The following is a 22,521-nucleotide window of genomic DNA, read 5'->3' as shown; positions in this document are numbered from 1 at the left end:
AGCCATGCTTGTGTCCCGTGGCACGAAGCCGCGCAACCGGAATCTGGCGGGGATTGCAGACGGATGGTGCGATCGCGATGCTCTTTCCCCTGCTGCTGTCTCTCGCAACGAAACGGAACGGGTCTGGTTCCGAAGCCGGGCCGCGCGTCAGGCTTCGCGTCGCAGCAAGTCGGCCATGATCGCCGCCTGACGGTCGACCGACAGCCGGGCCAGCGCATGGCTCCGCGCCGCGCCATCGGCGAAATCGCCGCGGTCGAGCAGGGTGCCGAGCAGGCTTGCGAGGCCCGCGACGTCGCCCTCGTCGAACAGATGCCCGTGCCCGCCCATCACCTCGGGGATCGCGCCCGAGCGGCTGCCGACCATCGTGCGCCCGCACGCCATCACTTCCTGGATGACGCGGCCGTACTGCTCCTTCCACTTGGGGGTGCTGAGCGACGGCAGCACGACGATGTCGGCGGCGTTCATGTAGCGCGCCATGTCCTCATGCTTTGATTCGAAGAAGATGACGCGGTCGCGAAGGTTCAGCCGCTCGATCTGTGCCTGAAGCTGCGCGGCATAGGCCGAGGTGCCGATGAAATCGTCGATCAGGAACTGCCAGTCGCGGTCGCGGATGCGGTCGAGCGCGTCGATCAGCAGATGGATGCCCTTTTCGGGGGTCTGGCGCCCGAAATAGGCGATCGTCGGGCGCGTCAGCCCGAGTTCGGCGCGCACCGCCTCGCGCGCCTCGGGCAGCGGCCGGAACAGGCGCGGATCGAAACCGAGCGGCACCTGCGTCGCGGTGAGCCCCATCGCCTCGATCAGCGCGGTGCCGTCGGCGCTGAGCGTCAGCACGCGGTCGACCCTGCGGCGCGCCGAGCGGCGCAGCCATGCCTTGACCAGCGCCGAGGCAATGCCCGCCGGATTGCGCGTTTCGGCGGCTTTTTTGAGGTCAATGCCAAGGCTTTGCGGCATATTTTCCGCGGTCAGCGACCAGAGCCGCGCGTGCGGCGCGACCTGTTTCGCCTGGCGGACCATCATGCTCGCCGGATCGCTGTCGCAATAGATATGCGTCGGACCAAAGGCGTCGACGACCGCTTGCAGCCCCTTGAGCGTATGGGTGCGCTGGTTGGTGCCGCTGAGGTCGAGCAGCGTGAGCTCGTAATTTTCGGGCGGGAAGTCGGGGGTGTCGCGCCATGTGCCGCCCACGAAATGACGGCGCGGGACGACGAGATGGACGGGAATACCGAGCGCGCCGATCTCGCGGAACAGCGCGCGGTTGACCGGTTCGTGGCACGACAGCGAGATGGCGAGGAGGCGCGGACCGCTCATGCGGCGAAGGCGGCGATGGTACGGCGCGCCTCGTCGGCGATGCCGGCGACCGGCGCCCAGCCGAGCGCGCCGAGGCGCGAAACATCGACCGCGAACGGCCTGCGGAACGCGTCGGTGCCGTCGCCATAGGTGATCGCGACCGGCTGCGGCGCGGCGGCGGCGATACCTTCGGCAAGCGCCTGCATCGTGATCGCCTGCCCCGCGCCGAGGTTGAAGATATCGTTCCAGCCGGCCTCGGCGCGCAGCAGCAGGCGCACCGCGGCGATCGCGTCGTCGAAGGGCAGGATATCGCGATAGCTCTGCCCGTCGTTGCGCAGCGCCATCGCGCCGGTCTCGGCGACCTGGCGGCAGAGGTCGAGGAAGATCAGCCCGGCCTGTTCGCCGAGGTCGCGGTGCGCGGGCGCGCCAACCATGTTGGTCGGGCGCAGGATCGCGATGCGATCGGCGACGTCGCTGGCGGTGAGTTCGCCCTCGATCGCGAGATGCGTCCGGCCATAGGGATGCCCGGGCGCCTTGGGCATGTCCTCGACATAGGTTTCGGCGGCCTGCCCGCCGTAGACGTGGAAAGTCGAGAAATGGATGAGGCGCGCCGCCCTGCCCCCGCGCAGCGCGGCGAGACACGCGGCCGCGGTGCTGCGGCCCTGCGCCATCGCGGCGTCGGCATCCTTGCCCGCCGCCTGCGCGCCGGGCATCGCGAGATTGACGATCGCCTCGAAATCGCCGCCGGGGAGCGCCGCGTCGGTGCTGCTGTCGTAGCGAAACGACGCGATACCCCGGTCGGCGAGCCACGCGCTGCGTGCCGGGGTGTCCGACCGCACCGTGACCGCGACATCGCATTCGCCGGCCAGCGCTTCCGCCAGCCGGGCGCCGAAATATCCGCTGCCGCCGACGAGCAGCAGCCGGCAATCAGCCATGGCGGACGTCCCAGTTATACGGGATCTTGTCGGTGAAGGGATCCATGCGGTCGATTTCGTCGGCCGAGTGGACGTGCGTCGGGCAGTTGGCGACGATCGCCGGATACTGGCCGTACCCCTTGAAGCCGTTCCATACGAAGGGCGGCACGGTGACGAGGCAATAATTATCCTCGCCCATGAAGATTTCCTGCAATTCGCCGCGCGTCGGCGAGCCTTCGCGGTCGTCGTAGAGCACGAACTTGATGCGGCCGTGGACGACGGCATAGTTGAGCGTCATCTCGCTGTGGATGTGCCACGCCTTGATCGCGCCGGGCTGGACGCACGAGAAATAGATTTCGCCGAACTTGTCGAAGTGCGGAGCGTCGCTGCGCAGCATGTGCATGATCTTGCCGCGCTCGTCGGGAATCTGCCGCAGCGGGGTGATGATGACGCCGTCGATCATGGTCTTTTCCTTGTAGTCAGGCCGCCCAGGCGAGCGACTTGGCCCGCGCCTGAGCAACATAGGTTTCGATATCGTGACGCGTCTGCGCCAGCGCGTCGGCGCCGTCGGCGACGACCGCCTTGTACCAGCCCGCGGTCAGCGCGACGCCGCCCGCGAAGTCGAGCGTCGGCGCCCATTCGAGCTTGTGATACGCCTTGTCGATCGACAGGCCGAGCAGCCCCGCCTCGTGCACCGCGCCGGCTTCGGCAGCGTTGATCCATTCGCCGGGCCAGTGCCTGAGGAACTCGGTAACGAGCCGCTCGACCGAACCATTGGCTTCGACCCAGGGGCCGAAGTTGAAGGCTTCGGTGACATCGGTCGAGGACCGAACCCGCGCCGTCGTCGCCGCGCCGCCGAGCAGCGCGCCGAGCCAGAGATAGCCGCTCAGCGATTCGAGGACATGCTGCCAGGGCCGCGTCGCATGCGGGTTGCGGATGCGGATCGCCTCGCCCTTCGACAGGCTGCGCACGCAATCGGGGACGATGCGGTCGAGCGACCAGTCGCCGCCGCCGATGACATTGCCCGCACGCACCGTCGCCATCTTCACCGGACTGTCGGGGGCCGAGAAGAAACTGCGGCGATAGCTGTGCGCGACAATCTCGGCCGCGCCCTTCGACGCACTGTAGGTGTCGTGCCCGCCCATCGGGTCGTCCTCGCGATATCCCGACAGGATTTCGCGATTCTCGTAGCATTTGTCGGAGGTGACGCAGACCGCGACCGCGGGCCGTCCGGCGCGGCGCAGCGCGTCGAGGACATGCACGGTGCCCATGACGTTGGTCGCCATCGTTTCGACCGGATTGTCATAGCTGTAGCGGACGAGCGCCTGCGCCGCGAGGTGCAGGACATAGTCGGGCCGGTGCGCCGCCACGACCTCGTTCACCGCATCGGCGTCGCGCACGTCGCCGATGATATGCGTCATGCGGTCGGCGAGCCCGAGGCTGCCGAAATGCGTCGGGCCGTCGTCGACCTTGTGCGAGAAACCGACGACATTGGCGCCGAGCGTCAGCAGCCATTCGGCGAGCCACGAGCCCTTGAAGCCCGTGTGACCGGTCAGCAGCACGGTCTTGCCGCGATAGGCGTCGCCGAACATGCCGTTTACCACGTCTTCCAGGGCGCCTGATCTTCGGCCCACAGTTCGTTGAGCAGCGAATATTCGCGCGGCGTGTCCATCGGCTGCCAGAAGCCGTTATGTTCGAACATCATCAGTTCGCGGTCGGCGGCGAGGCGTTCCATCGGGTCGCGTTCGAGGATCAGATCCTCGCGGTCGTCGAGATAGGTGTCGACGAAATCGCGGTTGAACACGAAGAAGCCGCCATTGATGTGCCCGCCCGAAACCTGGGGCTTTTCGTTGAAGCTGTTGACCGTGCCGCCGTCGGTGTTGAGCTCGCCGAAGCGGCCCGGCGGATAGACGCCGGTCAGCGTCGCGGTCTTGCCGTGCCCCTTGTGGAAATCGATCAGCGCCTTGATGTCGACGTCGCCGACGCCGTCGCCATAGGTCGCGCAGAAATGCATGGCATCGTCCAGATAGCGGGCGCCGCGGCGGATGCGCGCGCCGGTCATCGCATCCTCGCCGGTTTCGGCGAGCGTGACCTTCCAGTCCTCGCTCTGGTGCTTGTGGAACTGCAACCGGTCCTCTCCGCGCTTCGACAGGTCGACGGTGACGTCCGACGCCTGGTTCGCATAGTTGAGGAAATAGTCGCGGATGATGTCGCCCTTGTAGCCGAGGAGCAGGACGAAATCGGTGATGCCGTGCGCGGCATAGATTTTCATGATGTGCCAGACGATGGGCTTGCCGCCGATCGGCACCATCGGCTTGGGAAGGGTTTCCGACACTTCGCGCAGGCGGGTGCCACGGCCGCCGCAGAGGATCAGTGCTTTCATAGGGGTGAGCTCATTCCGTTCTGTTGGTCAGGATGCGGCGGAATCGATTGGGTTTTTCGGTGCCCGCTCGGTAGCCGCAAAGACAGGACGCCGCAACGCGCTTGAGGCCGTAAAACATGTCATGTGCCGCAGAAGGTAACGTAGGGCGCCGCCTCGGCGGGGCCGGGCGTCGCATAGGCGGCCCAGTCGGTGCGCGCGACAAAGGGATGGCGAACGACTTCGAGCAGCGCCTCGAACGGCGCCATGTCGCCCGCCTCGGCCGCGACCAGCGCCTCCTCAACCCGGTGATTGCGCGGGATATAGAGCGGGTTGACCCCGTCCATCGCCGCGGCGCGCTCGATCGGGTCGACATCCTCGCGCTCGAGCTGCTGCCACCAGCCGGCGATCCACGGCGCCATCGCATCGGGTTCGGGCAGCAGCGCCTCGATCGGCCCGGCATCGCCGCGGAGCAGTGCAGCAAGCGCGCGGAAGAAGCCGGTGAAATCGACCTGCAGGCGTTCGAGATCGGCGAACAGGCCGTCGACCAGCGCGCCGTCTCCGTCGTCCGCGCGGCCGAGCCCGAGCTTGCGCCGCATGCGGTCCAGCCACGCGGTCCGGAACAGCGCGGGGATCGCGTCGATGCGCGCCTTCGCCTGTTCGACGCCGGCGGGATCGACGGCGTGAATTGCAGGGAGCAGGGCCTCGGCGAAGCGCGCCATGTTCCAGTGCATCATCTGCGGCTGGCGCGCATAGGAATAGCGGCCGTTGGCGTCGATCGAACTGAACACCGTCTCGGCGGCGAAACGGTCCATGAAGGCGCAGGGACCATAGTCGATCGTCTCGCCGCTGACCGCGACATTGTCGGTGTTCATCACGCCGTGAACGAAACCGAGGCTCAGCCAGCTGGCGACGAGTTCGCATTGCAGCGCGACGACGCGTTCGAGCAGCGCGAGGTGCGGGTTCGCGGCACCCGCGAGATCGGGGAAATGACGGCGGACGGTATAGTCCGACAGCTGGATCACATGTTCCGCCCCGAAATGCGCGGCGAAGAACTGGAAAGTGCCGACGCGGATGTGGCTCGACGCGATGCGCGTGACCACCGCGCCGGGGTGCGCGCGTTCGCGCTGGACGCGGTCGCCGGTCGCGACAGCGGCGAGCGCCCGCGTCGTCGGCACGCCGAGCGCGGCCATCGCCTCCGACACCAGATATTCGCGCAGCACCGGGCCGATCGCGGCCTTTCCGTCACCATTGCGCGAAAAAGGCGTGGGGCCCGATCCCTTGAGCTGGACATCGAAACGCGCGCCGTCGGGGGCAATGATCTCGCCGAGCAGCAGCGCGCGTCCGTCGCCAAGCTGGGACGAGAAATGGCCGAACTGGTGCCCGGCATAGGCGAAGGCGAGCGGATCGGCGCCCTCGGGCAGCGCCTGCCCCGAAAAGAGCCGCGCGAGTGTCGCGTCGTCGGCGTCCGCGACGTCGAGACCGAGGCGGCGCGCGAGCGGGTGATTGAATGCCAGCAGCGAAGGCGCCGAGGGCGCCGCCGCTTCGGCGTGGGCATAAAAGCCCTCCATGTCGCGGTGGAAGCTGTTGTCGAAGGCGAAATTCATGGGTGGTTCCTCGCCCTTCCTTGTCGAGCCTGCACCGCGCGATTGCAAGCGTCCGCGCGTCAGGCGTGGTGCGCGAGAAACCAGTCGTAGGTCGCCGCAATGCCGTCGCGCAGCGCGATGCCGGGCGTCCAGCCCATGCCGGCGAGCCTGGCGTTCGACATCAGCTTGCGCGGCGTGCCGTCGGGCTTCGACGTGTCGAGGACGATCTCGACATCGGCGCCCACCACTTCGCACACGAGGCGCGCGAGATCGGCGATCGCGATATCGGTGCCCGACCCGACATTGACATGATCGGCGCCCGAATAATTCTTCATCAGGAAGACGCAGGCGTCGGCGCAGTCGTCGACGTGGAGAAATTCGCGCATCGGCGTGCCGCTGCCCCACAGCGTCATCGTCCTGGCGCCGCCGACCTTGGCCTCATGCGCCTTGCGCATCAGCGCGGGCAGGACGTGGCTCGACTGGAGGTCGAAATTGTCGCCGGGGCCGTAGAGGTTGGTCGGCATCGCCGAAATATAATCGCGGCCGTACTGGCGGCGATAGGCTTGCGCGAGCTTGATCCCCGCGATCTTGGCGATCGCATACCATTCGTTGGTCGGCTCGAGCGGCCCGGTGAGCAGCGCGTCCTCGACGATCGGCTGTTCGGCGAACTTGGGGTAGATGCACGACGAACCGAGGAAGCAGAGCTTGGCGACGTCGGCGCGATGCGCGGCGTCGATGATGTTCGTCTCGATGACGAGGTTCTGGTAAAGGAAATCGGCCGGAAAGCTGTCGTTGGCGAGGATGCCGCCGACCTTTGCCGCCGCGAGGAAGATCGCGTCGGGCCTTTCCTTCGCGACCCACGCGCGCACCGCCGCCTGGTCGAGCAGGTCGAGCGTGTCGCGTCCGGCGGTCAGTATCTCGCAATTCTCGGCCGCGAGACGGCGCACGAGCGCGCTTCCCACCATGCCGCGGTGACCCGCCACCCAGACGCGCTTGTTTTCGAGGTTCATGTCCGTCTCTTTGCTTCGCAGCGCCGCTTACAGGCTGATGTCGAGGTCGGCGCGATGCGGGAAAAATTCGCGATAGTCGAAACTGCTGTCCCAGATCGCCGGGCGGTCGCCGAGGAAGGCGCCCCACATCGAAAAGGTCGAGCGCGAGGTCACGATGAGCGGGGCCTGCGCCATGCGCGAGATAGCGGCGGCGGCGTGCACGCTTTCGTCGAAGCGGAGCCCGGGCAGGCCCAGACCGTCGCGAACCTCGTCGAAACTGCCGTCGGTGAACACGAGCAGGCGCGGACTGGCGACCCCGAGCCGCTTTGCACCTTCGGCGATCGCGGCGCGATACCAGTCGAACGAGGTGCGCGTATTGACGTCGCCGGTCCGGGCAGGGTCGGCGACGAAATCACCGAGGCGGATGTGGACCGCCATGTCGAACGCGTCGTCCGCCGGCGCGGCGCGCATGTTTTCGGCGTACCAGCGCCGGACGAGCGCGGTGTGCGGCGCAAGATCGTGAAAATAGTGGCGCAGGCCGCGATAGCGGATCACGCCGTCGGTCAGCGTCGCCGCCGCGGCGTCGCGTTCGCCGACAACGGGCGCATCGAAACGCGAGCGCAGCCAGTCACCCCATTCGCCGATGCGGCGCGCCCGCGCGACATTGGTGTAGAAGCGCTTGTCGCGCTCGCGGCGGATGATCGGTCCCCATTTGAACTGGGCGAAGGTCGGATAGACGAAGGTGCCGCCACGCACCTCCTGTCCGATCACCGCGCGCAGGATCGGAAACAGCAGATTGCCCAGCCCCGCGCCCGGCGTCCGGAACAGCCCAAAATCCACGGCGCTCAGGGATGGATAATGGTAGAGCATCCGCGGATCAGCCCGCGGCTGACGCCAGTTGCCGGACATCCTCGCGCACCATTTCGCGGCACAGCTCGCGCACCGGCGTCTCGTGGCGCCAGCCCAGCTTCTGGTGTGCCTTCGAAGCGTCGCCGATCAGGAGGTCGACTTCGGTCGGGCGGAAATAGCGCGGATCGACCTCGACGAGGCACCGGCCACTCTTCGTGCAATAGCCCTTTTCGTCGACGCCTTCGCCCTGCCAGGCAAGGGTGATGCCGACATCCTCGAACGCCCAGTTCACGAAATCGCGCACCGGGGTCGTCTCGCCGGTGGCGAGGACATAGTCGTCGGGTTCGTCCTGCTGCATCATCATCCACATGCCGCGGACATATTCGGCGGCGTGCCCCCAGTCGCGCTTGGCGTCGAGGTTGCCGAGGTACAGCCGGTCCTGTTGGCCGAGGCTGATCGCCGCGGCGGCACGGGTGATCTTGCGCGTCACGAAGGTTTCGCCGCGCAGCGGGCTCTCATGGTTGAACAGGATGCCGTTCGATGCGTGCATGCCATAGGCTTCGCGATAGTTGACGACGATCCAATAGGCATAGAGCTTGGCGGCCGCATAGGGGCTGCGCGGATAAAAGGGCGTCGTTTCGCGCTGCGGCACTTCCTGGACGAGGCCGTAAAGCTCCGACGTCGAGGCCTGATAGAAGCGGCAGGTCTTTTCCATGCCGAGGATGCGGATCGCCTCGAGCAGGCGCAGCGTGCCGATCGCGTCGCTGTTCGCGGTATATTCGGGGGTCTCGAAGCTGACCTGGACGTGGCTCTGCGCCGCGAGATTGTAGATCTCGGTCGGCTTCGTCTCCTGGACGATGCGGATCAGATTGGTGCTGTCGGTCAGGTCGCCATAATGAAGGTGCAGGCGCGCGCCCTCGACGTGCGGATCCTGGTAGATATCTTCGATCCGGCCGGTGTTGAACGACGACGACCGGCGCTTGAGGCCGTGAACAACATAGCCCTTTTCGAGCAGAAACCGTGCGAGATAGGCCCCATCCTGCCCGGTAATGCCGGTTACAAGAGCGACTTTTTCCTGTGTAGACAAGAGGTTGTTCCTCATTCTTGGGGAGGGCGCGCGCATGGGCACAGCTTGATTCTCAAACGGCCCTTCCCTTCCCGCGCCTGACCCGCGAAGTCAACCGCGCTGTTCGCGGTTGCACAAACTTCGCCCTTGTTCCCATGAACGTAGCTGTCTATCGCCACGCTTCCGAAGGCAGGAGACATTGCGTGACCGTGCTCATCACCGGGGCCGCCGGCTTCATCGGCTTCCACCTGGCCCGGCGGCTGATGAGCGAAGGCCGCTCCGTCATCGGCATCGACAATATCAATGACTATTACGACCCGGCGTTGAAGCGGGCACGGCTCGCGAAGCTGGCGGAGGAATTCGGCGACCGCTTCGATTTTCGCCAGGTCGATTTTTCGGATGCGAACGCGCTGAATGCCGCGCTCGCCGACGCGAAATTCACCGATATCGCACACCTCGGCGCGCAGGCGGGGGTTCGCTATTCGATCGAAAACCCGCACGCCTATGTCCAGTCGAACCTCGTCGGCCATCTCAACCTGCTCGAACTCGCCCGGACGCGGCAGGTGCCGATGGTCTACGCCTCGTCGTCGTCGGTCTATGGCGGCAACAAGACGCTGCCCTTCCGCGTCGAGGACCGCGTCGACCATCCGATGTCGCTCTACGCCGCGACCAAGAAGGCCGACGAGCTGATGAGCGAGACCTACGCCCATCTGTACCGGATTCCGCTCACCGGGCTGCGCTTCTTTACCGTCTACGGTCCGTGGGGGCGGCCCGACATGGCGATGTGGATCTTTACCAGGGCAATTTTCGAGCAAACGCCGATCCAGGTGTTCAACGCCGGCGCGATGCGCCGCGACTTCACCTATATCGACGACATCGTGTCGGGCGTCGCGGCGTGCATCGCCAACCCGCCGCCCGACGACGGCGCGATCAAGGCGGGGGGTAGCGTCGCGCCGCACCGCCTGTACAACATCGGCAACAACCGCTCCGAAGAACTCACCCGGATGATCGCGCTGATCGAGGAGGCGTGCGGGCGCGAAGCGATCAAGGAAATGGCGCCGCTGCAACCCGGCGACGTCCCCGAAACCTATGCCGACATCAGCGCCATTTCGGGCGACCTCGGCTATGCGCCGACGACACCGATCGACGTCGGCATCCCCAATTTCGTAGCCTGGTACCGCGCGTATCACGGGCTCTGACGCCCTCTCCCTTCCCCCAGACAGCCGCGACGGCGGCGCAGGAATAACGAAATGAAGATTGTCGTCGTCGGGCTGGGTTATGTCGGGCTGCCGCTCGCGGTCCAGCTCGCCAAACATTTCGACACCGTCGGGCTCGACAGCAATGCCGCCCGGATCGCCGAACTCGCGGCAGGGCACGACCGCACCGGCGAAGTCGATGCCGACGGGCTCGCGCAATCGGCGCTCGCGCTGACCAGTGCGGCCGAAGACTGCCGCGGCGCCGACCTCTATATCGTGACGGTGCCGACGCCGATCGACGCCGACAACCGCCCCGACCTGTCGCCGGTGCGCAGCGCGACGCGCACCGTCGCCGCGCTGATCGACCCCGCCAGGACGCCGACCATCGTCTATGAAAGCACCGTCTATCCCGGCGTGACCGAAGATATCTGCGGCCCGATGATCGAGGAATTGTCGGGGCTGAAACGCGGCCGCGACTTCTTCCTCGGCTATTCGCCGGAGCGCATCAACCCCGGCGACCGCGAGCATACCGTCGACCGCATCATGAAGGTGCTCGCGGGCGAAAATGACGCGGTCACCGAACTGCTCGCCACCGTCTATGGCAAGGTGACGAGCGGCGGGGTTTTCCGCGCGCGCTCGATCCGTGCCGCCGAGGCCGCGAAGGTGATCGAGAATGCCCAGCGCGACATCAATATCGCCTTCATCAACGAAGTGACCAAGATATTCTCCGCGCTCGATATTTCGGTGTGGGATGTCCTCGATGCGGCGCGCACGAAATGGAATTTCCTGCCGTTCGAACCGGGGCTGGTCGGCGGCCACTGCATCGGCGTCGACCCCTATTATCTGAGCCATCGCGCGCAGGAGCTGGGCATCGACCCGCAGGTCGTGCTGTCGGGGCGGGCGACCAACGACGGCATGGCGCAATGGATGGCCGATGAACTGCACAGGGCGCTCGCCAAGGACGGGGCCGACATCCTCATCCTGGGGCTGACCTTCAAGGAGAATGTCCCCGACCTGCGCAACAGCAAGGTTATCGACCTCGTCACGGCGCTGCGCCGTCACGGCCACCGTGTCGCGGTGCACGACCCGCATGCCGATCCCGCCGAGGCGCGGCACGAATATGATCTCGAACTCACCCCGATCGACGCCGCGGATCGATACGACTGCGTGATCGGCGCGGTGCGTCACGACAGTTTTCGCGCGCTGGAAACAGCTGACTTTTCGCGGATACTCCGCCCCGGCGGCCTCATCGCCGACCTCAAGCGCATGTGGCGGGACGCCGCAGACGTAGCCGTTACCGATCTTCGTTACTGGTCGATCTGAGCCTCCGGGGGTGGCAATCGGATCAATTCCTGCCTAAAGCTCCGGCCAACGACAATAATGGAAGCCTGAATGTCTCGTTCCCGGGAGTCTCTGTTCGACCGCTGGTTCCTCGCGGTTTTCCTGATTGCAATCCTCTTGTTCGGCGGTTCGGCACGCGTCGACAGCGTCGGCCTTGTGTTCGTGCGCGCGCTGGCCGTGCTGGCAATCGCCGTGTCGCTGCCGCACTGGTGGGCCGACGCCGAGCGCTCGCTCTATCGCCGCAATCGTCCGCTCCTTCTGCTGCTTGCAGCGGCGGCGGCGTGGATGTTCATCCAGCTTGTCCCCCTGCCCCCGGGCGTCTGGTCGGCGCTGCCGGGGCATGGCGAACTGGCGACGAAAATGGCGGCAGCCGGAATCGAGATCGGCTGGCGGCCGCTCGCGCTGTCGCCCGGACGCGCCATCCATTCGCTGCTTGACCTGCTCGTGCCGCTGGCCGTGGTACTGGTGATCGGCCGCACGTCGGATTCGAGCCTGCGGCAATTGCCGCTGCGCCTGCTCGCCTTTCTCGCGGTCGCGGCGATGCTCGGCGTGCTGCAGATGCTCGCCGGCGAAGGCGCGCCCTATTTCCACCGGATCACCAATGTCGGTGCCGCGGTCGGCTTCTTCGCCAACCGCAATCATCATGCCGTGTTCCTCGCGCTCTATTGGCCGCTGTTGCTGTGGTATATCCATGGCCGCAACGACCGCGCGGGAACGCATGCCTCGACGCTGCTTGGCGTTCTCGGCGGTGTGGGTATCATGCTGGCGATCATGGCCGCGGGTTCGCGGGCCGGTCTCGCAATCGGCGGCGCCAGCTTCCTTGCCACGAGCGTATTTCTCTACCGGATGCGTGGGGCGGCAGCGGGGACCGAGTCAGCGGCCTGGCTCGTGCGCCTGACCCTGCTCGGCACGATCGCCGCGACCTTGCTCGGCGGCGTCGCGATGCTCGTCTTCGGCGCCGGCTTCATGGACCGGCTCGACCAGGGTGAAGTCGTTTCCGACCTGCGCTTCGCGGTTCTGCCTGTACTCAACCAGCTCATCTGGCATTATGCACCGTTCGGCAGCGGCTTCGGCAGCTTCGAAGCGGCCTACAAGATCGCCGAGCCGGTCGAGCTCCTGTCGCTGCAATATCTGAACCACGCGCATAACGATTATCTCGAACTGCTGATCGACGGGGGCCTGCCGGCGCTGGGTCTTCTGGTCGGATGGGTACTGATCGTACTGCGCGCCGCGCGCGCCGCGTGGGGGCACGAACGGTCGGCTGCTTCCGACCGCGTCGGCGTCGTCGCGATGCTGATGATGCTCGCGATCTTTGCAGCTGCGAGCCTGGTGGACTATCCGCTGCGCACGCCGGCACTCGCCGCGCTTGCGGCGCTCGCCACGGCGCTTCTCTATCGCCGTCCCGACATTCCGCGCGAGCGGCGCAAGGGGCAACGGACGGCCGCGGGGTTCCGCTGAACGGCTTTAGGGTGCGGTGATTTTGCGGTTTCCTTTGCGGAGCGGGCGGGCTAGTCCGGCGCAGGCCGCAAAGGTGGTAACAAAAAAGGGAATATGCTTCGGTGAACCTTCGTCCGGCTATCGCCTGCCTGCTCGCCACCAGCCTTTTGGCGGGCTGTGGCGGCCGCCCGCAACTCGCGAGCACTCCGACCCTTCAGGTCTATCAGGGCAACGCCCTGCCCTCACCGTCGGGTACCGATCTCGTCGGTGAAACGCGGCCCTATCTGATCGGCCCCTTCGACCGGCTGAGCGTCGACGTCTACGGCGTGCCCGACCTCAGCAAGCAGGTGCAGGCCGACGCATCGGGAATGATCCAGTTACCGCTCATCGGTCAGATCAAGGCAACGAACCAGACGAGCATGCAGCTTGCCGAGGCGATCGAGGAACGGCTCGCCCGTTTCGTCCGCCGTCCGGACGTCACCGTCAACGTCACCGAATCGGTCAGCCAGGTCCTGACCGTCGAGGGTCAGGTCATGAACCCCGGACTTTTCCCGGTGGTCGGCAAAATGTCGCTGATCCGTGCGGTTGCCCTCGCCAAGGGAACCACCGAATTTGCCAAGCTCGACGATGTCGTGATTTTCCGCACCGTCGGCGGGCAGCGTATGGCTGCGCTCTACAACCTCAAGGCCATCCGCTCCGGCCAGTATGACGACCCCGAAGTCTTTGCCAACGACGTGATCATCGTCGGCGATTCGCAGGCCCGGCGTCTGTTCAAGGACATCTTGTCGACGACGCCGCTGTTCGTCTCGCCGCTCATCGCGCTTATCCGCTAATTCCGCAGGAAGTTCGAACGCATCCCATGACCGATTCATTCCCCAAGCCGCCGATCATGGCCGTTCCTGCCGGCCCAGGCACCGAAGCCGAGGTCAAGCAGGGCAGCGGATTCGCAACCGCGATGCCGTGGATCCTGCAATATTGGCGCGTCGCGCTGCGCTGGAAGTGGGTGATCATCGGGACGATCGTCGCCTGCCTGGTCGCGGGCGCGATCTACACGATGCTCGCCGAGCGCATCTACACCGCAACCGCGCGGATCGAGATTTCACGCTCGGAATCGAAGGTGCTCGGCAACATGACCGGGGTCGAGCCCGAACGCGGCGGGCGCGTCGAGGCGGAATTCTACCAGACCCAGTATAATCTGCTGCGCGCGCGCTCGCAGGCCGAGCGTGTGGCCAAGAGCCTGAACCTCGCACGCGACCCCGCCTATCTGGCCGCCTTTGGCGGCAAGGCGCCGCCCTCGTCGCTTCGCGTGATGTCGAAGGCCGAACTCGATGCCGCCACGCGCAGCGTCGCGGGCCGCCTCTCGAATGCGGTACAGATCAAGCCTATCATCGGATCGGCGCTGGTCGACATTTCGGTGTCGACGCCCGATCCCGAGCTGTCCGCCAAGATCGCGAACAGCTGGGCCGAGAACTTCATCGCCGCCAATCTCGAACGGCGCTACGATTCGGCGTCCTATGCCCGCCGGTTCCTCGAAGACCAGCTCGCGTCGACGAAGGCCAAGATGGAAACGGCCGAGCGCGAGATGATGACCTATGCCGAACAGCAAGGCATCCTGACCATCGCACAGTCCGACAGTTCGGATCCCAAGGCCCCCAGCGTCGAGCGCTCGATCACCGCGACCGATCTCGTCGCGCTCAACGATGCACTCAACAAGGCGACGATCGACCGCATCAGCGCCGAGGGCGCGCTGAAGGCGGCGGGCGGCCAGGCTTCGGCTGTTGCGGCCGGCAGCTCGGGTGTCACGTCGCTGCGTCAGCGCAAGGCTGAACTGCAGGCCGAATATGCCAAGCTGATGGTGATCTTCCAGCCCGACTATCCGCCGGCGCAGGCGCTCGACCGCCAGATCAAGGAAGTCGACCGCGCGATTGCCACCGAGCAGAACCAGACCGGCGGCTCGACCGTGGCGCAGGCGCGTGCGGCCTTCAATGCCGCCGTCGCCCGCGAGCAGGAATTGCGCGAACGCGTCGCAGGAACCCGTACGTCGCTGGTCGACGAACGTCGCCGCGGGGTGCAATATGGCATCCTGCAACGCGAGGTCGACACCAACCGCCAGCTCTATGACGGGCTGCTCCAGCGCTACAAGGAAGTCGGCATCGCGGGCGGCGTCGGAACGAACAATGTTGCGATCGTCGACCGCGCGCTCAAGCCCGGCGGTCCGTCGAGTCCGAAGCTGATGAACAATATGTTCACCGCGCTCTTGATCGGCCTCGCCCTCTCGGCCTTGCTGACGATCATCCTCGCACAGATCGACACCACGGTCCGCGATCCCGCCGAAGCACAGGAAGTCACCGACCTGCCGCTGCTGGGCGTGATCCCCGACACCGATGCCGAACTGGCGATCGACGAGGTCCGCGACCGCAAGTCGTCGCAGTCCGAAGCCTATCTGTCGGTCCAGACCGCGCTGCGCTTCTCCACCAGCCAGGGTGTGCCGCGCTCGCTCATGTGCACCTCGACGCGCAAGGGCGAAGGCAAGTCGACCTCATCCTACGCCATTGCACTGTCGCTGCACCGCATCGGACGGAGCTCGATCGTGGTCGATTGCGACCTTCGTTCGCCGTCGGTGCATCGCATGGCCGGGGTCGCCAACGGCGCCGGGACGAGCAACTTCCTGTCGGGCAACAACGACATCCAGTCGCTGATCCATCATGACGAAGCCGACGGGCTGCCGTTCATCACCGCCGGCCCGATGCCGCCGAACGCTGCCGAACTGCTGTCGAGCGACCGCATCGCCGAGCTGATCGAAGCACTCGCGCCGCACTATCAGCACATCGTTCTCGATGCGCCGCCGGTGCTCGGCCTCGCCGACTCGCCGCTGCTCGGCAGCAAGGTCGACGGCGTCGTCTATTGCGTCGAGGCTGAAGGCGCCCGCACCAATGCCATCCGCTATTCGCTCGCACGCCTGCGCAGTGCCGGTGCGAGCCTGCTCGGCGTGGTACTGACCAAGTTCGACGAGAAGCGGGCCTATTACGGCTACGGTTATGAATATGGCTATGGCTATGCCGACGCACAGCCGGGCGAATAGGCGCGCGGCGGGCGGCAGGCAGATCGGGCGAACGGGTGGGCGCCCGGCGCCTCGCCTGCCGGGACGGGGAGCGATCGCTTATGGTACGGCGATGGCCGCGCTGCTGGCAGGGGTGACGCTGTTTACCGCCTCGTCGGTGATGGCGGTGTACAGCGCGCCGCGTGCGCTCGCGCTCAACCCGTTCAACGCCAGCGCGAAGGCACAGCTCGCCAACGATCTCGTCTATGCCACGGGCGATGCGCGCCAGACGAAGGCAGCGGCGGCGCTCAGCCGCGAGGCGCTGGACGGCAATCCGACGCTTGCGGGCGCTTACCGGATGATCGCGCTCGACGATGCGCGCAGCGGCAAGCCGGCCAAGCCGGCGATCCTCGCGGCAACCTATCTGACCCGCCGCGACTATATCGCAAACCTGTGGCTCATCGAGGATGCGGTGAAACGCGGACGGATGGACGAGGCGATGACCGACGTCGATGCCTCGCTGCGGACGTCGCAGCGCAGCCAGGCGCTGCTCTTCCCGATCCTCGCCAAGGCGATGGTCGAACCCGAGATGCGCCCGCATTTCTCCCGGGTGTTCCGGGCCGATCCCGACTGGCTGGCTTCGTTCCTGGGTTATTATGTCGGAACCGCGCGTGGCAACGCCGCCGCGCTCGCGCAGATATTGCTGCCGATCCGCAAGGATCTTCCCGAAAACTATCGCCCGCTCGATCGCACCCTCATCGGCCTGATGGTCGGGCAACAGGACTTTGCTGCCGCGCGCGCCTATGAGCGGGCGATCACCGACCCCGCCACGCGCGCCAAAGGGGCCATCATCCACAACAGCCGTTTCGAGGCGGAAGGCCCCTATCCCCCGCTCGACTGGCATCTGTTTCGCGAAGCCGCTTATGGATCGGACATCGAAAAGACCGAGAAAGGCAATCGCCTGCTGGTGATGTCGGACCAGGAAAAGCCCAATCTGGTCGCGCGCCAGCTCGTCGAACTGGTACCCGGAAACTATCGCTTTGCGGCCAGGGGACGCATGCTGACCGGAAACGACGATGCCGAACTGCTCTGGAACGTCGGTTGCGCGGAAAAGGATGGCCCCGGCGCGCTCGCCGAACTTCGCTTCGCGCGCCGTGACGCGGCGGAGACGACGGATTTCGTCGTGCCGGCAACCCCGTGCCGGAACTACTGGGTCAGCCTGAGCGCCAGAGCCGGATTCGGCTCGGCGGCGCTGCAGGCCGAGTTCCAGTCGGTCGACCTGCAACCGGTCCGGTGAACCACGATGGCCCGGCCCGCCCATCTGCCCCGTCAGCAACCGGCCCGGAATTGACCTCATGAGCGAGCAGTTCGGTATCCGGCGCCTCTTGCGCTACGCCATGGCGCATCCGATCGGCGAGCGGCAGCGGTTGCGCACGCTGGCGCGTATCGCGCGATGGCAGCTTCGCTCGCGCTTTCACCGCGGGGCGATGGTGTGCGACTGGATCGGCGGCAGCAAGCTGCTCGCCCAGCATGGCATGACGGGGGCCACCGGCAATCTCTATTTCGGGCTGCACGAATTCGCCGACATGGCCTTCGTCCTGCACCTGCTGCGCCCGGGTGACCTGTTCGTCGACGTCGGCGCCAACATCGGCAGCTACTCGGTGCTCGCCGCGAAGGTGTCGGGTGCGCGCGTCGCGGCTTTCGAGCCCGATGGCGGCACGATGAATATCCTGCGGCGCAACGTCGAACTCAACTCCATCGAGGGGCTGGTCGACCTCCACCAGCAGGCGCTGAGCCATGCCGACCACGACCTGTGGTTTTCGACGGGCATGGGAACCGAAAACCATGTTCTTGCGAACCCCGAGCCCGGCAGCGTGCTGCTCCACGGCACGACCCTCGATCGGGCGATGAACGGCGCGGTGCCGATTGCCTTCAAGGTCGATGTCGAAGGGTATGAACCGCGGGTTCTGGCCGGTGCCGAAGCAACGCTGGCGTCGCCCGAACTGCGCGCGATCGAGGCCGAGACGGTCACTGATGACATGGAACGCACCTTCGCTGCGCACGGCTTTGTGCGGCGTTATTACGATCCTTTCACCCGCCGGCTCTGCGACGCGCCGGTCAGCATGGCGAACAACAGCCTCTATATCCGTGACGAGGCCTTCGTCGCCGAACGGTTGCGGTCCGCCCCGGCGATCGACGTCCACGGAATAGCGCTCTAGCGACATAGCGCGCCGGACGCCGCGCCATGTTGCCCGACGCCCCCGCGCTGTGTAGGGACCGGCCCGCGCTATGAAAATCCTGTATATCCAATATGCAAACCCGGGCGCCTTCCCGGTCGCGATGCGAGCCGGACGGCTGTGGCGCGCGGCGGGGCACGAGGTCCGCTATCTGGGGGTCGACTTCGGCGGAGGCGATCCGCTCGCGATCGGGGCGGACCTCGCCGGGGATTGCGACTGGATTGCCTACAACAAGCTGGCGCCGCTGCAATTCGCTGCCCGGGCGCTGTCGATCGTCCGGCGCTGGAAACCCGATTGCCTGTATGTCGCCGACAGCATGGCGGCCTTCGCCTGCGCCCCGCTCCGTACCTTCTATCGCGGAGGCATCGTCTATCACGAGCATGATTCGCCGGTGTTCGCGGAGAGTTTCCGGCTGCGGCTGCAATGGAACGCCCGCGCCGCGATGGCGCGCCGGGCGGACGCGGTGGTGCTGCCCAATGCCGACCGCGGCGCGCTGCTCGCGCGCGATGCGGGGCTGGCGCCCGGCCGCGCGCCGATCATCGCATGGAACACGCCCGCGCGCGACGAGGTCGGACCGCCCCGCCCCGCCGTATCGGCAGGGCCGGTGCGCGTCGTCTATGCGGGGTCGATCAACGTCCATCGCGTTCCCTTTGCAATGATCGAGGCGCTGGCCGACGTTCCCGCGGTCGAATTGACGCTGATCGGTTACGAAACCGTCTCGTCGCGCGGCCATTGCGCCCGCCTGCGGGCGCTCGCGGCCGAGCGCGGCTGCGCGGGCCGCCTGCATATCCGCGATGCGATGCCCTATCATGCGCTGGTCGAAGCGTTGCGCGACTATGATGCGACCTTCGCGGCTCTCGCGACCGATGCCGAAGACATCAACCTCCGCTTCATGGCGGGGGCATCGAACAAGAGTTTCGATGCGATGGGGCAAGGACTGGCGCTGATCGTGGGGCCGGGCGACGACTGGCGAAAGATGTTCGTCGATCCCGGCTACGCCGTGGCCTGCGACCCCGCGGACGCCGCGTCGATCGCCGGCGCGTTCCGGCGGCTCGGCGCCGACCGCGACGCGGTCCGCGCCATGGGCGAAGCCGCACGGCAACGGATCGCGAGCGATTGGGCCTATGACGCGCAGCTTGCGCCCGTCACGCAGATCATGGAACGCGCGGGCGGAGCCGCGCGGTGAAGATACTGACCCCCGTCAGCGGCAATCGCTGGGCCGTTCCCGATTGCTATCATCGCGGACTTGTGAACGCCGGCGCCGACGTCGCGGCCTATGACATCGGCGAGGCCCCCACCTCGCTCATCGGGCGCATGCTCCGCCGCGTCGAACGCTTGACCGGCTCGGCCGCCGCGCGCCGGCTGGAGGAGGCTGTCGACGCCGAACGGCCCGACGTGCTCGTCGTGTTCAAGGGCTTCGACTATTCGCCGGCTCTTTTGAAACGGATCGCGGCGCGCGGCGTGACGCTCGTCAACTATAATCCCGACCACCCGTTCCACTTCTTTTCGCCGGGTTCGGGCAATGCCAATGTTCGTGACAGCGTGCCGCTCTATGCGCTCTACATGACCTACAGCGGGCCGATCGGCGCCGAGCTGGAGGCCGCCAATCCAGGGCAGAAGGTCGTGGTGCTGCCCTTCGGGCATGCGATCGACGATGCGCTCTACGCCGATCTGGCCGCCGAGGCCGAGGTCGTGCGTGGCTGCTTCAACGGCAACCCCGACGCCGAAAGGGCCGAAGCGATCCGCCATCTGACCGAAAACGGGGTCGCGATGGATCTCTACGGCTACGACTGGCACAAATTCCTGTCGCCGACCTCCATGCTGCGGCTCTGCACCCCCGAGGGCGGAACCGGCATGTTCCGTATCCTGCGCCGGTACCGCTTTCAGCTCAACCTGTTCCGCCCGCACAACGAAGGCTCGCACAACCTGCGAACCTTCGAAGTGCCTGCCGTCGGCGGGATCAGTCTCGGCCCCGACAGCCCCGAACATCGCGAATTCTTCATCGGCGGACGCGACGCCTTCTATTTCGCCGACAAGGACGAGATGCTGGCGGAGGCGCGCGCCTTGCTCGCCATGCCGGTCGAGGAAGCCGAGAGCGTCCGCCGCGCCGCGCGGCAGCGGACGATCGACCTGCAATCGCATTTCGACGACCGCGCACGGACCATGCTCGCGGCGATCGAGGCGCTGGGAAGATCATGACCGGCGATTCTTTGGTGAAAGACCGATGAAGATATTGCTGCTGCTCAACGAGGAATATCGCGCCGCGAGCGGTATTGCGCAGTATAACCGCAATGTCGCCGATGCCATTCGCACGTTCGGCGACGCCGAACTGCGGATCGTGTGCCGCAAACCCGATCGCCACAGCGGCGTCGACAAGCTCGCCTTTGCCGCGCAAACGCTGTTTCACTGCACGGTCTGGCGGCCCGACCTGGTCTTCGTTGGCCACATCAATCTTGTACCGCTGGTCGTCGACACCGCGCGGCGGATGAATATCCCGGTGGCGCTGCCCGCGCACGGCATCGAAGTATGGGACGCCCCCAATGCGGCGCGGCTGGCCGCAACCCGCAAGGTGACCGAGATCTGGCCGGTCAGCGGCACGACGGAAGAGCGGATGCGCGGGTGGATGCCCGACGTTCCGATGCGCCTGATCCACAACTGCGTCGAACTTGGCGATTTCACCCCGGGCGAGAAGCCCGCCTATCTGGTCGACCGCTATGGCCTGCAGGGCAAGCGCGTCGTGCTGACGCTGGCGCGCCTTCCCGGCAAGGAACGCTACAAGGGCATCGACGAGATGCTGCTGGCGATGGCCGACCTGCGCGACCGGCGTCCCGACCTCCACTATCTGGTCGCCGGCGAAGGACCCGACAAGGCGCGCCTGATCGCCATGTCCGAGGAACTGGGCATCGCCGACTGCGTGACATTCGCCGGCTTCATCGATCGTGCCGAGAAGGTCGATCATTACCGGCTGGCCGACGCATTCGCGATGCCCAGCCGCGGCGAAGGTTTCGGCATCGTCTTTCTCGAAGCGCTCGCCTGCGGCATCCCGGTGCTCGGCAGCGTCGCCGACGGCGGCCGCGACGCGCTCCTCGACGGCAAGCTCGGCCTCCTCGTCGATCCCGGCGATCGCGCGGCGGTCGCCGCGGGCGTCGAAGCCCTGCTGTCGACGCAGGCCCCGCCGCGCGAGGCGCTCGACATTTTTGCCTTCCCCGCGTTTCGTGCAGCCGTCGAACATGCGATACGATCGCTCGTCGATGCACGCGACAAAGGGAGCTCCGATTGAACAGCAAGCTGAAGCCGGAACGCGCGCTGTGGATCGATCGCGCCAAGGCCTATGGCATCATGCTGGTCGTGATCGGACATGTGTCGCCGATCACCGCACTTCACCACCCGATATATGTCTTCCACATGCCGCTGTTCTTTCTCTTGTCCGGAATGACGTTCAAACCGTTCGGGGGACGCGCGGATGTGATCAAGCGTTCGCGATCCCTGCTGTTGCCTTATCTCGCGTTCGGCATCCTGATCACGCTTATCCTCGCAGTCGCCAACCGCGTGATGATGCAGAGCGTTCCCATACCTGGTCCCTTGCATTTCCTGTTGGGCGGCACATTTCTGACGGGCGCCTATGGCATCTTCTGGTTTCCGCCCTGCCTGCTCGCCACGCTTTTGCTGCTCGACCGGATCCTGCACCTCACGCGCTGGCAGCAAGTCGCAGCGGTCATCCTGATCGCGCTCGTCGCAGCATGGTTGTCGACCATGGTCATATATAATCCATGGGGACTTCTCACCGTCGGCATGGCCCTGCCCTTCGCCTATGCCGGTTACACGTTCGGCACGTCGGCCTCATTTGGTGGCGGAAAAGCGCTGATATGGCTCGCCGGCTTGCTGCTGCTGTTTGCGATCCTGCAATCGCACACCGGCCCCGTCGACTATAAATATCTGCGTTTCGGGGACTTGCCCCAATCGGTGCTGCTCGCGTTCGCGGGCTCGGCAATCATCTGTATCCTGTCGCTGGTCCCGGTGCCCTGGCTCGATCGCGTGGGAACGGCGTCGCTGACGATCATGTACGTCCATTTGCCGATCTATTATCTGCTTCAGCCATGGCTCGCATGGCCGTCGATCATGTTGCTGGCGGTCGGCGGCGGAACGCTTCTCCACCTCGCGCTCGCACGCTGGTCTCCGGCACGCAAATGGCTGCTCGGCCGGCCCGCCTGATCCGCCGG

General features: G+C 66.0%; 20 protein-coding genes. 11 read left to right on the top strand and 9 right to left on the bottom strand.

Annotation, left to right across the window (positions count from 1 at the left end):
- Window positions 1–147: 147 nt before the first annotated feature.
- The 9 genes from EAO27_RS08375 to gmd form a co-directional block, all read right to left on the bottom strand.
- Complete coding sequence (locus EAO27_RS08375; RefSeq protein WP_242779522.1) at window positions 148–1,308, bottom strand: glycosyltransferase; 1,161 nt, start codon at window positions 1,306–1,308, stop codon at window positions 148–150.
- A complete protein-coding gene (locus tag EAO27_RS08370) occupies window positions 1,305–2,222 on the bottom strand; it encodes an NAD(P)-dependent oxidoreductase (RefSeq protein ID WP_242779519.1) in 918 nt (305 codons plus the stop codon). Before EAO27_RS08370 ends, EAO27_RS08375 begins: the two co-directional genes overlap by 4 nt.
- Window positions 2,215–2,664 carry a dTDP-4-dehydrorhamnose 3,5-epimerase family protein gene (locus EAO27_RS08365; protein ID WP_242779517.1) on the bottom strand — a complete coding sequence of 150 codons (450 nt, stop codon included), beginning with the start codon at window positions 2,662–2,664 and terminating at the stop codon, window positions 2,215–2,217. The genes EAO27_RS08370 and EAO27_RS08365 overlap by 8 nt, the downstream gene beginning before the upstream one ends.
- Before the next feature lie 16 nt (window positions 2,665–2,680).
- Window positions 2,681–3,805: a CDP-glucose 4,6-dehydratase gene (gene rfbG, locus EAO27_RS08360; RefSeq protein WP_242779514.1), complete on the bottom strand. Its 1,125-nt coding sequence runs from the start codon at window positions 3,803–3,805 to the stop codon at window positions 2,681–2,683.
- Window positions 3,799–4,584, bottom strand: coding sequence for a glucose-1-phosphate cytidylyltransferase (gene rfbF / locus EAO27_RS08355; RefSeq protein ID WP_242779511.1), 786 nt, complete (start codon window positions 4,582–4,584; stop codon window positions 3,799–3,801). Before rfbF ends, rfbG begins: the two co-directional genes overlap by 7 nt.
- Before the next feature lie 119 nt (window positions 4,585–4,703).
- Entirely contained in the window at window positions 4,704–6,167 is a 1,464-nt protein-coding gene (locus EAO27_RS08350) for a protein adenylyltransferase SelO (protein WP_242779508.1), read from the bottom strand.
- Between the two features lie 59 nt (window positions 6,168–6,226).
- Window positions 6,227–7,156, bottom strand: coding sequence for a GDP-L-fucose synthase (locus EAO27_RS08345; RefSeq protein ID WP_242779505.1), 930 nt, complete (start codon window positions 7,154–7,156; stop codon window positions 6,227–6,229).
- 27 nt (window positions 7,157–7,183) lie between these two features.
- Window positions 7,184–7,975 carry a hypothetical protein gene (locus EAO27_RS08340; protein WP_242779502.1) on the bottom strand — a complete coding sequence of 264 codons (792 nt, stop codon included), beginning with the start codon at window positions 7,973–7,975 and terminating at the stop codon, window positions 7,184–7,186.
- Between the two features lie 37 nt (window positions 7,976–8,012).
- Complete coding sequence (gene gmd / locus EAO27_RS08335) at window positions 8,013–9,086, bottom strand: GDP-mannose 4,6-dehydratase (protein ID WP_242779499.1); 1,074 nt, start codon at window positions 9,084–9,086, stop codon at window positions 8,013–8,015.
- Window positions 9,087–9,253: 167 nt separating this feature from the next.
- On the opposite strand from gmd, the gene EAO27_RS08330 reads away from it, so the two are divergent.
- The 11 genes from EAO27_RS08330 (at window position 9,254) to EAO27_RS08280 (ending at window position 22,513) form a co-directional block, all read left to right on the top strand.
- Entirely contained in the window at window positions 9,254–10,249 is a 996-nt protein-coding gene (locus EAO27_RS08330; RefSeq protein WP_242779494.1) for an SDR family NAD(P)-dependent oxidoreductase, read from the top strand.
- A gap of 51 nt (window positions 10,250–10,300) precedes the next feature.
- Complete coding sequence (locus EAO27_RS08325; protein ID WP_242779491.1) at window positions 10,301–11,569, top strand: nucleotide sugar dehydrogenase; 1,269 nt, start codon at window positions 10,301–10,303, stop codon at window positions 11,567–11,569.
- Window positions 11,570–11,638: 69 nt separating this feature from the next.
- Window positions 11,639–13,045: an O-antigen ligase family protein gene (locus tag EAO27_RS08320; RefSeq protein WP_242779488.1), complete on the top strand. Its 1,407-nt coding sequence runs from the start codon at window positions 11,639–11,641 to the stop codon at window positions 13,043–13,045.
- A 101-nt stretch (window positions 13,046–13,146) separates the two neighbouring features.
- Window positions 13,147–13,857 carry a polysaccharide biosynthesis/export family protein gene (locus tag EAO27_RS08315; protein ID WP_242779484.1) on the top strand — a complete coding sequence of 237 codons (711 nt, stop codon included), beginning with the start codon at window positions 13,147–13,149 and terminating at the stop codon, window positions 13,855–13,857.
- A gap of 26 nt (window positions 13,858–13,883) precedes the next feature.
- Window positions 13,884–16,106 carry a polysaccharide biosynthesis tyrosine autokinase gene (locus EAO27_RS08310; RefSeq protein ID WP_242779481.1) on the top strand — a complete coding sequence of 741 codons (2,223 nt, stop codon included), beginning with the start codon at window positions 13,884–13,886 and terminating at the stop codon, window positions 16,104–16,106.
- A 91-nt stretch (window positions 16,107–16,197) separates the two neighbouring features.
- Entirely contained in the window at window positions 16,198–17,361 is a 1,164-nt protein-coding gene (locus EAO27_RS08305) for a hypothetical protein (protein WP_242779478.1), read from the top strand.
- Between the two features lie 58 nt (window positions 17,362–17,419).
- Window positions 17,420–18,283 carry an FkbM family methyltransferase gene (locus EAO27_RS08300; RefSeq protein ID WP_242779475.1) on the top strand — a complete coding sequence of 288 codons (864 nt, stop codon included), beginning with the start codon at window positions 17,420–17,422 and terminating at the stop codon, window positions 18,281–18,283.
- Window positions 18,284–18,353: 70 nt separating this feature from the next.
- Window positions 18,354–19,487, top strand: a complete 1,134-nt coding sequence (locus tag EAO27_RS08295) for a glycosyltransferase (protein WP_242779472.1) — start codon at window positions 18,354–18,356, stop codon at window positions 19,485–19,487.
- Window positions 19,484–20,500, top strand: coding sequence for a glycosyltransferase (locus EAO27_RS08290; RefSeq protein ID WP_242779470.1), 1,017 nt, complete (start codon window positions 19,484–19,486; stop codon window positions 20,498–20,500). Before EAO27_RS08295 ends, EAO27_RS08290 begins: the two co-directional genes overlap by 4 nt.
- 25 nt (window positions 20,501–20,525) lie before the next feature.
- Entirely contained in the window at window positions 20,526–21,581 is a 1,056-nt protein-coding gene (locus EAO27_RS08285) for a glycosyltransferase family 4 protein (protein WP_242779467.1), read from the top strand.
- Complete coding sequence (locus EAO27_RS08280; RefSeq protein ID WP_278190145.1) at window positions 21,578–22,513, top strand: acyltransferase family protein; 936 nt, start codon at window positions 21,578–21,580, stop codon at window positions 22,511–22,513. The genes EAO27_RS08285 and EAO27_RS08280 overlap by 4 nt, the downstream gene beginning before the upstream one ends.
- The last annotated feature ends 8 nt before the right edge of the window (window positions 22,514–22,521 follow it).

The sequence above is a fragment of the Sphingopyxis sp. YF1 genome, from assembly GCF_022701295.1.
GTDB lineage: Bacteria > Pseudomonadota > Alphaproteobacteria > Sphingomonadales > Sphingomonadaceae > Sphingopyxis.
Note: the sequence above shows the minus strand (reverse complement) of the source record. Positions and strands in the feature narration are given on the sequence as shown.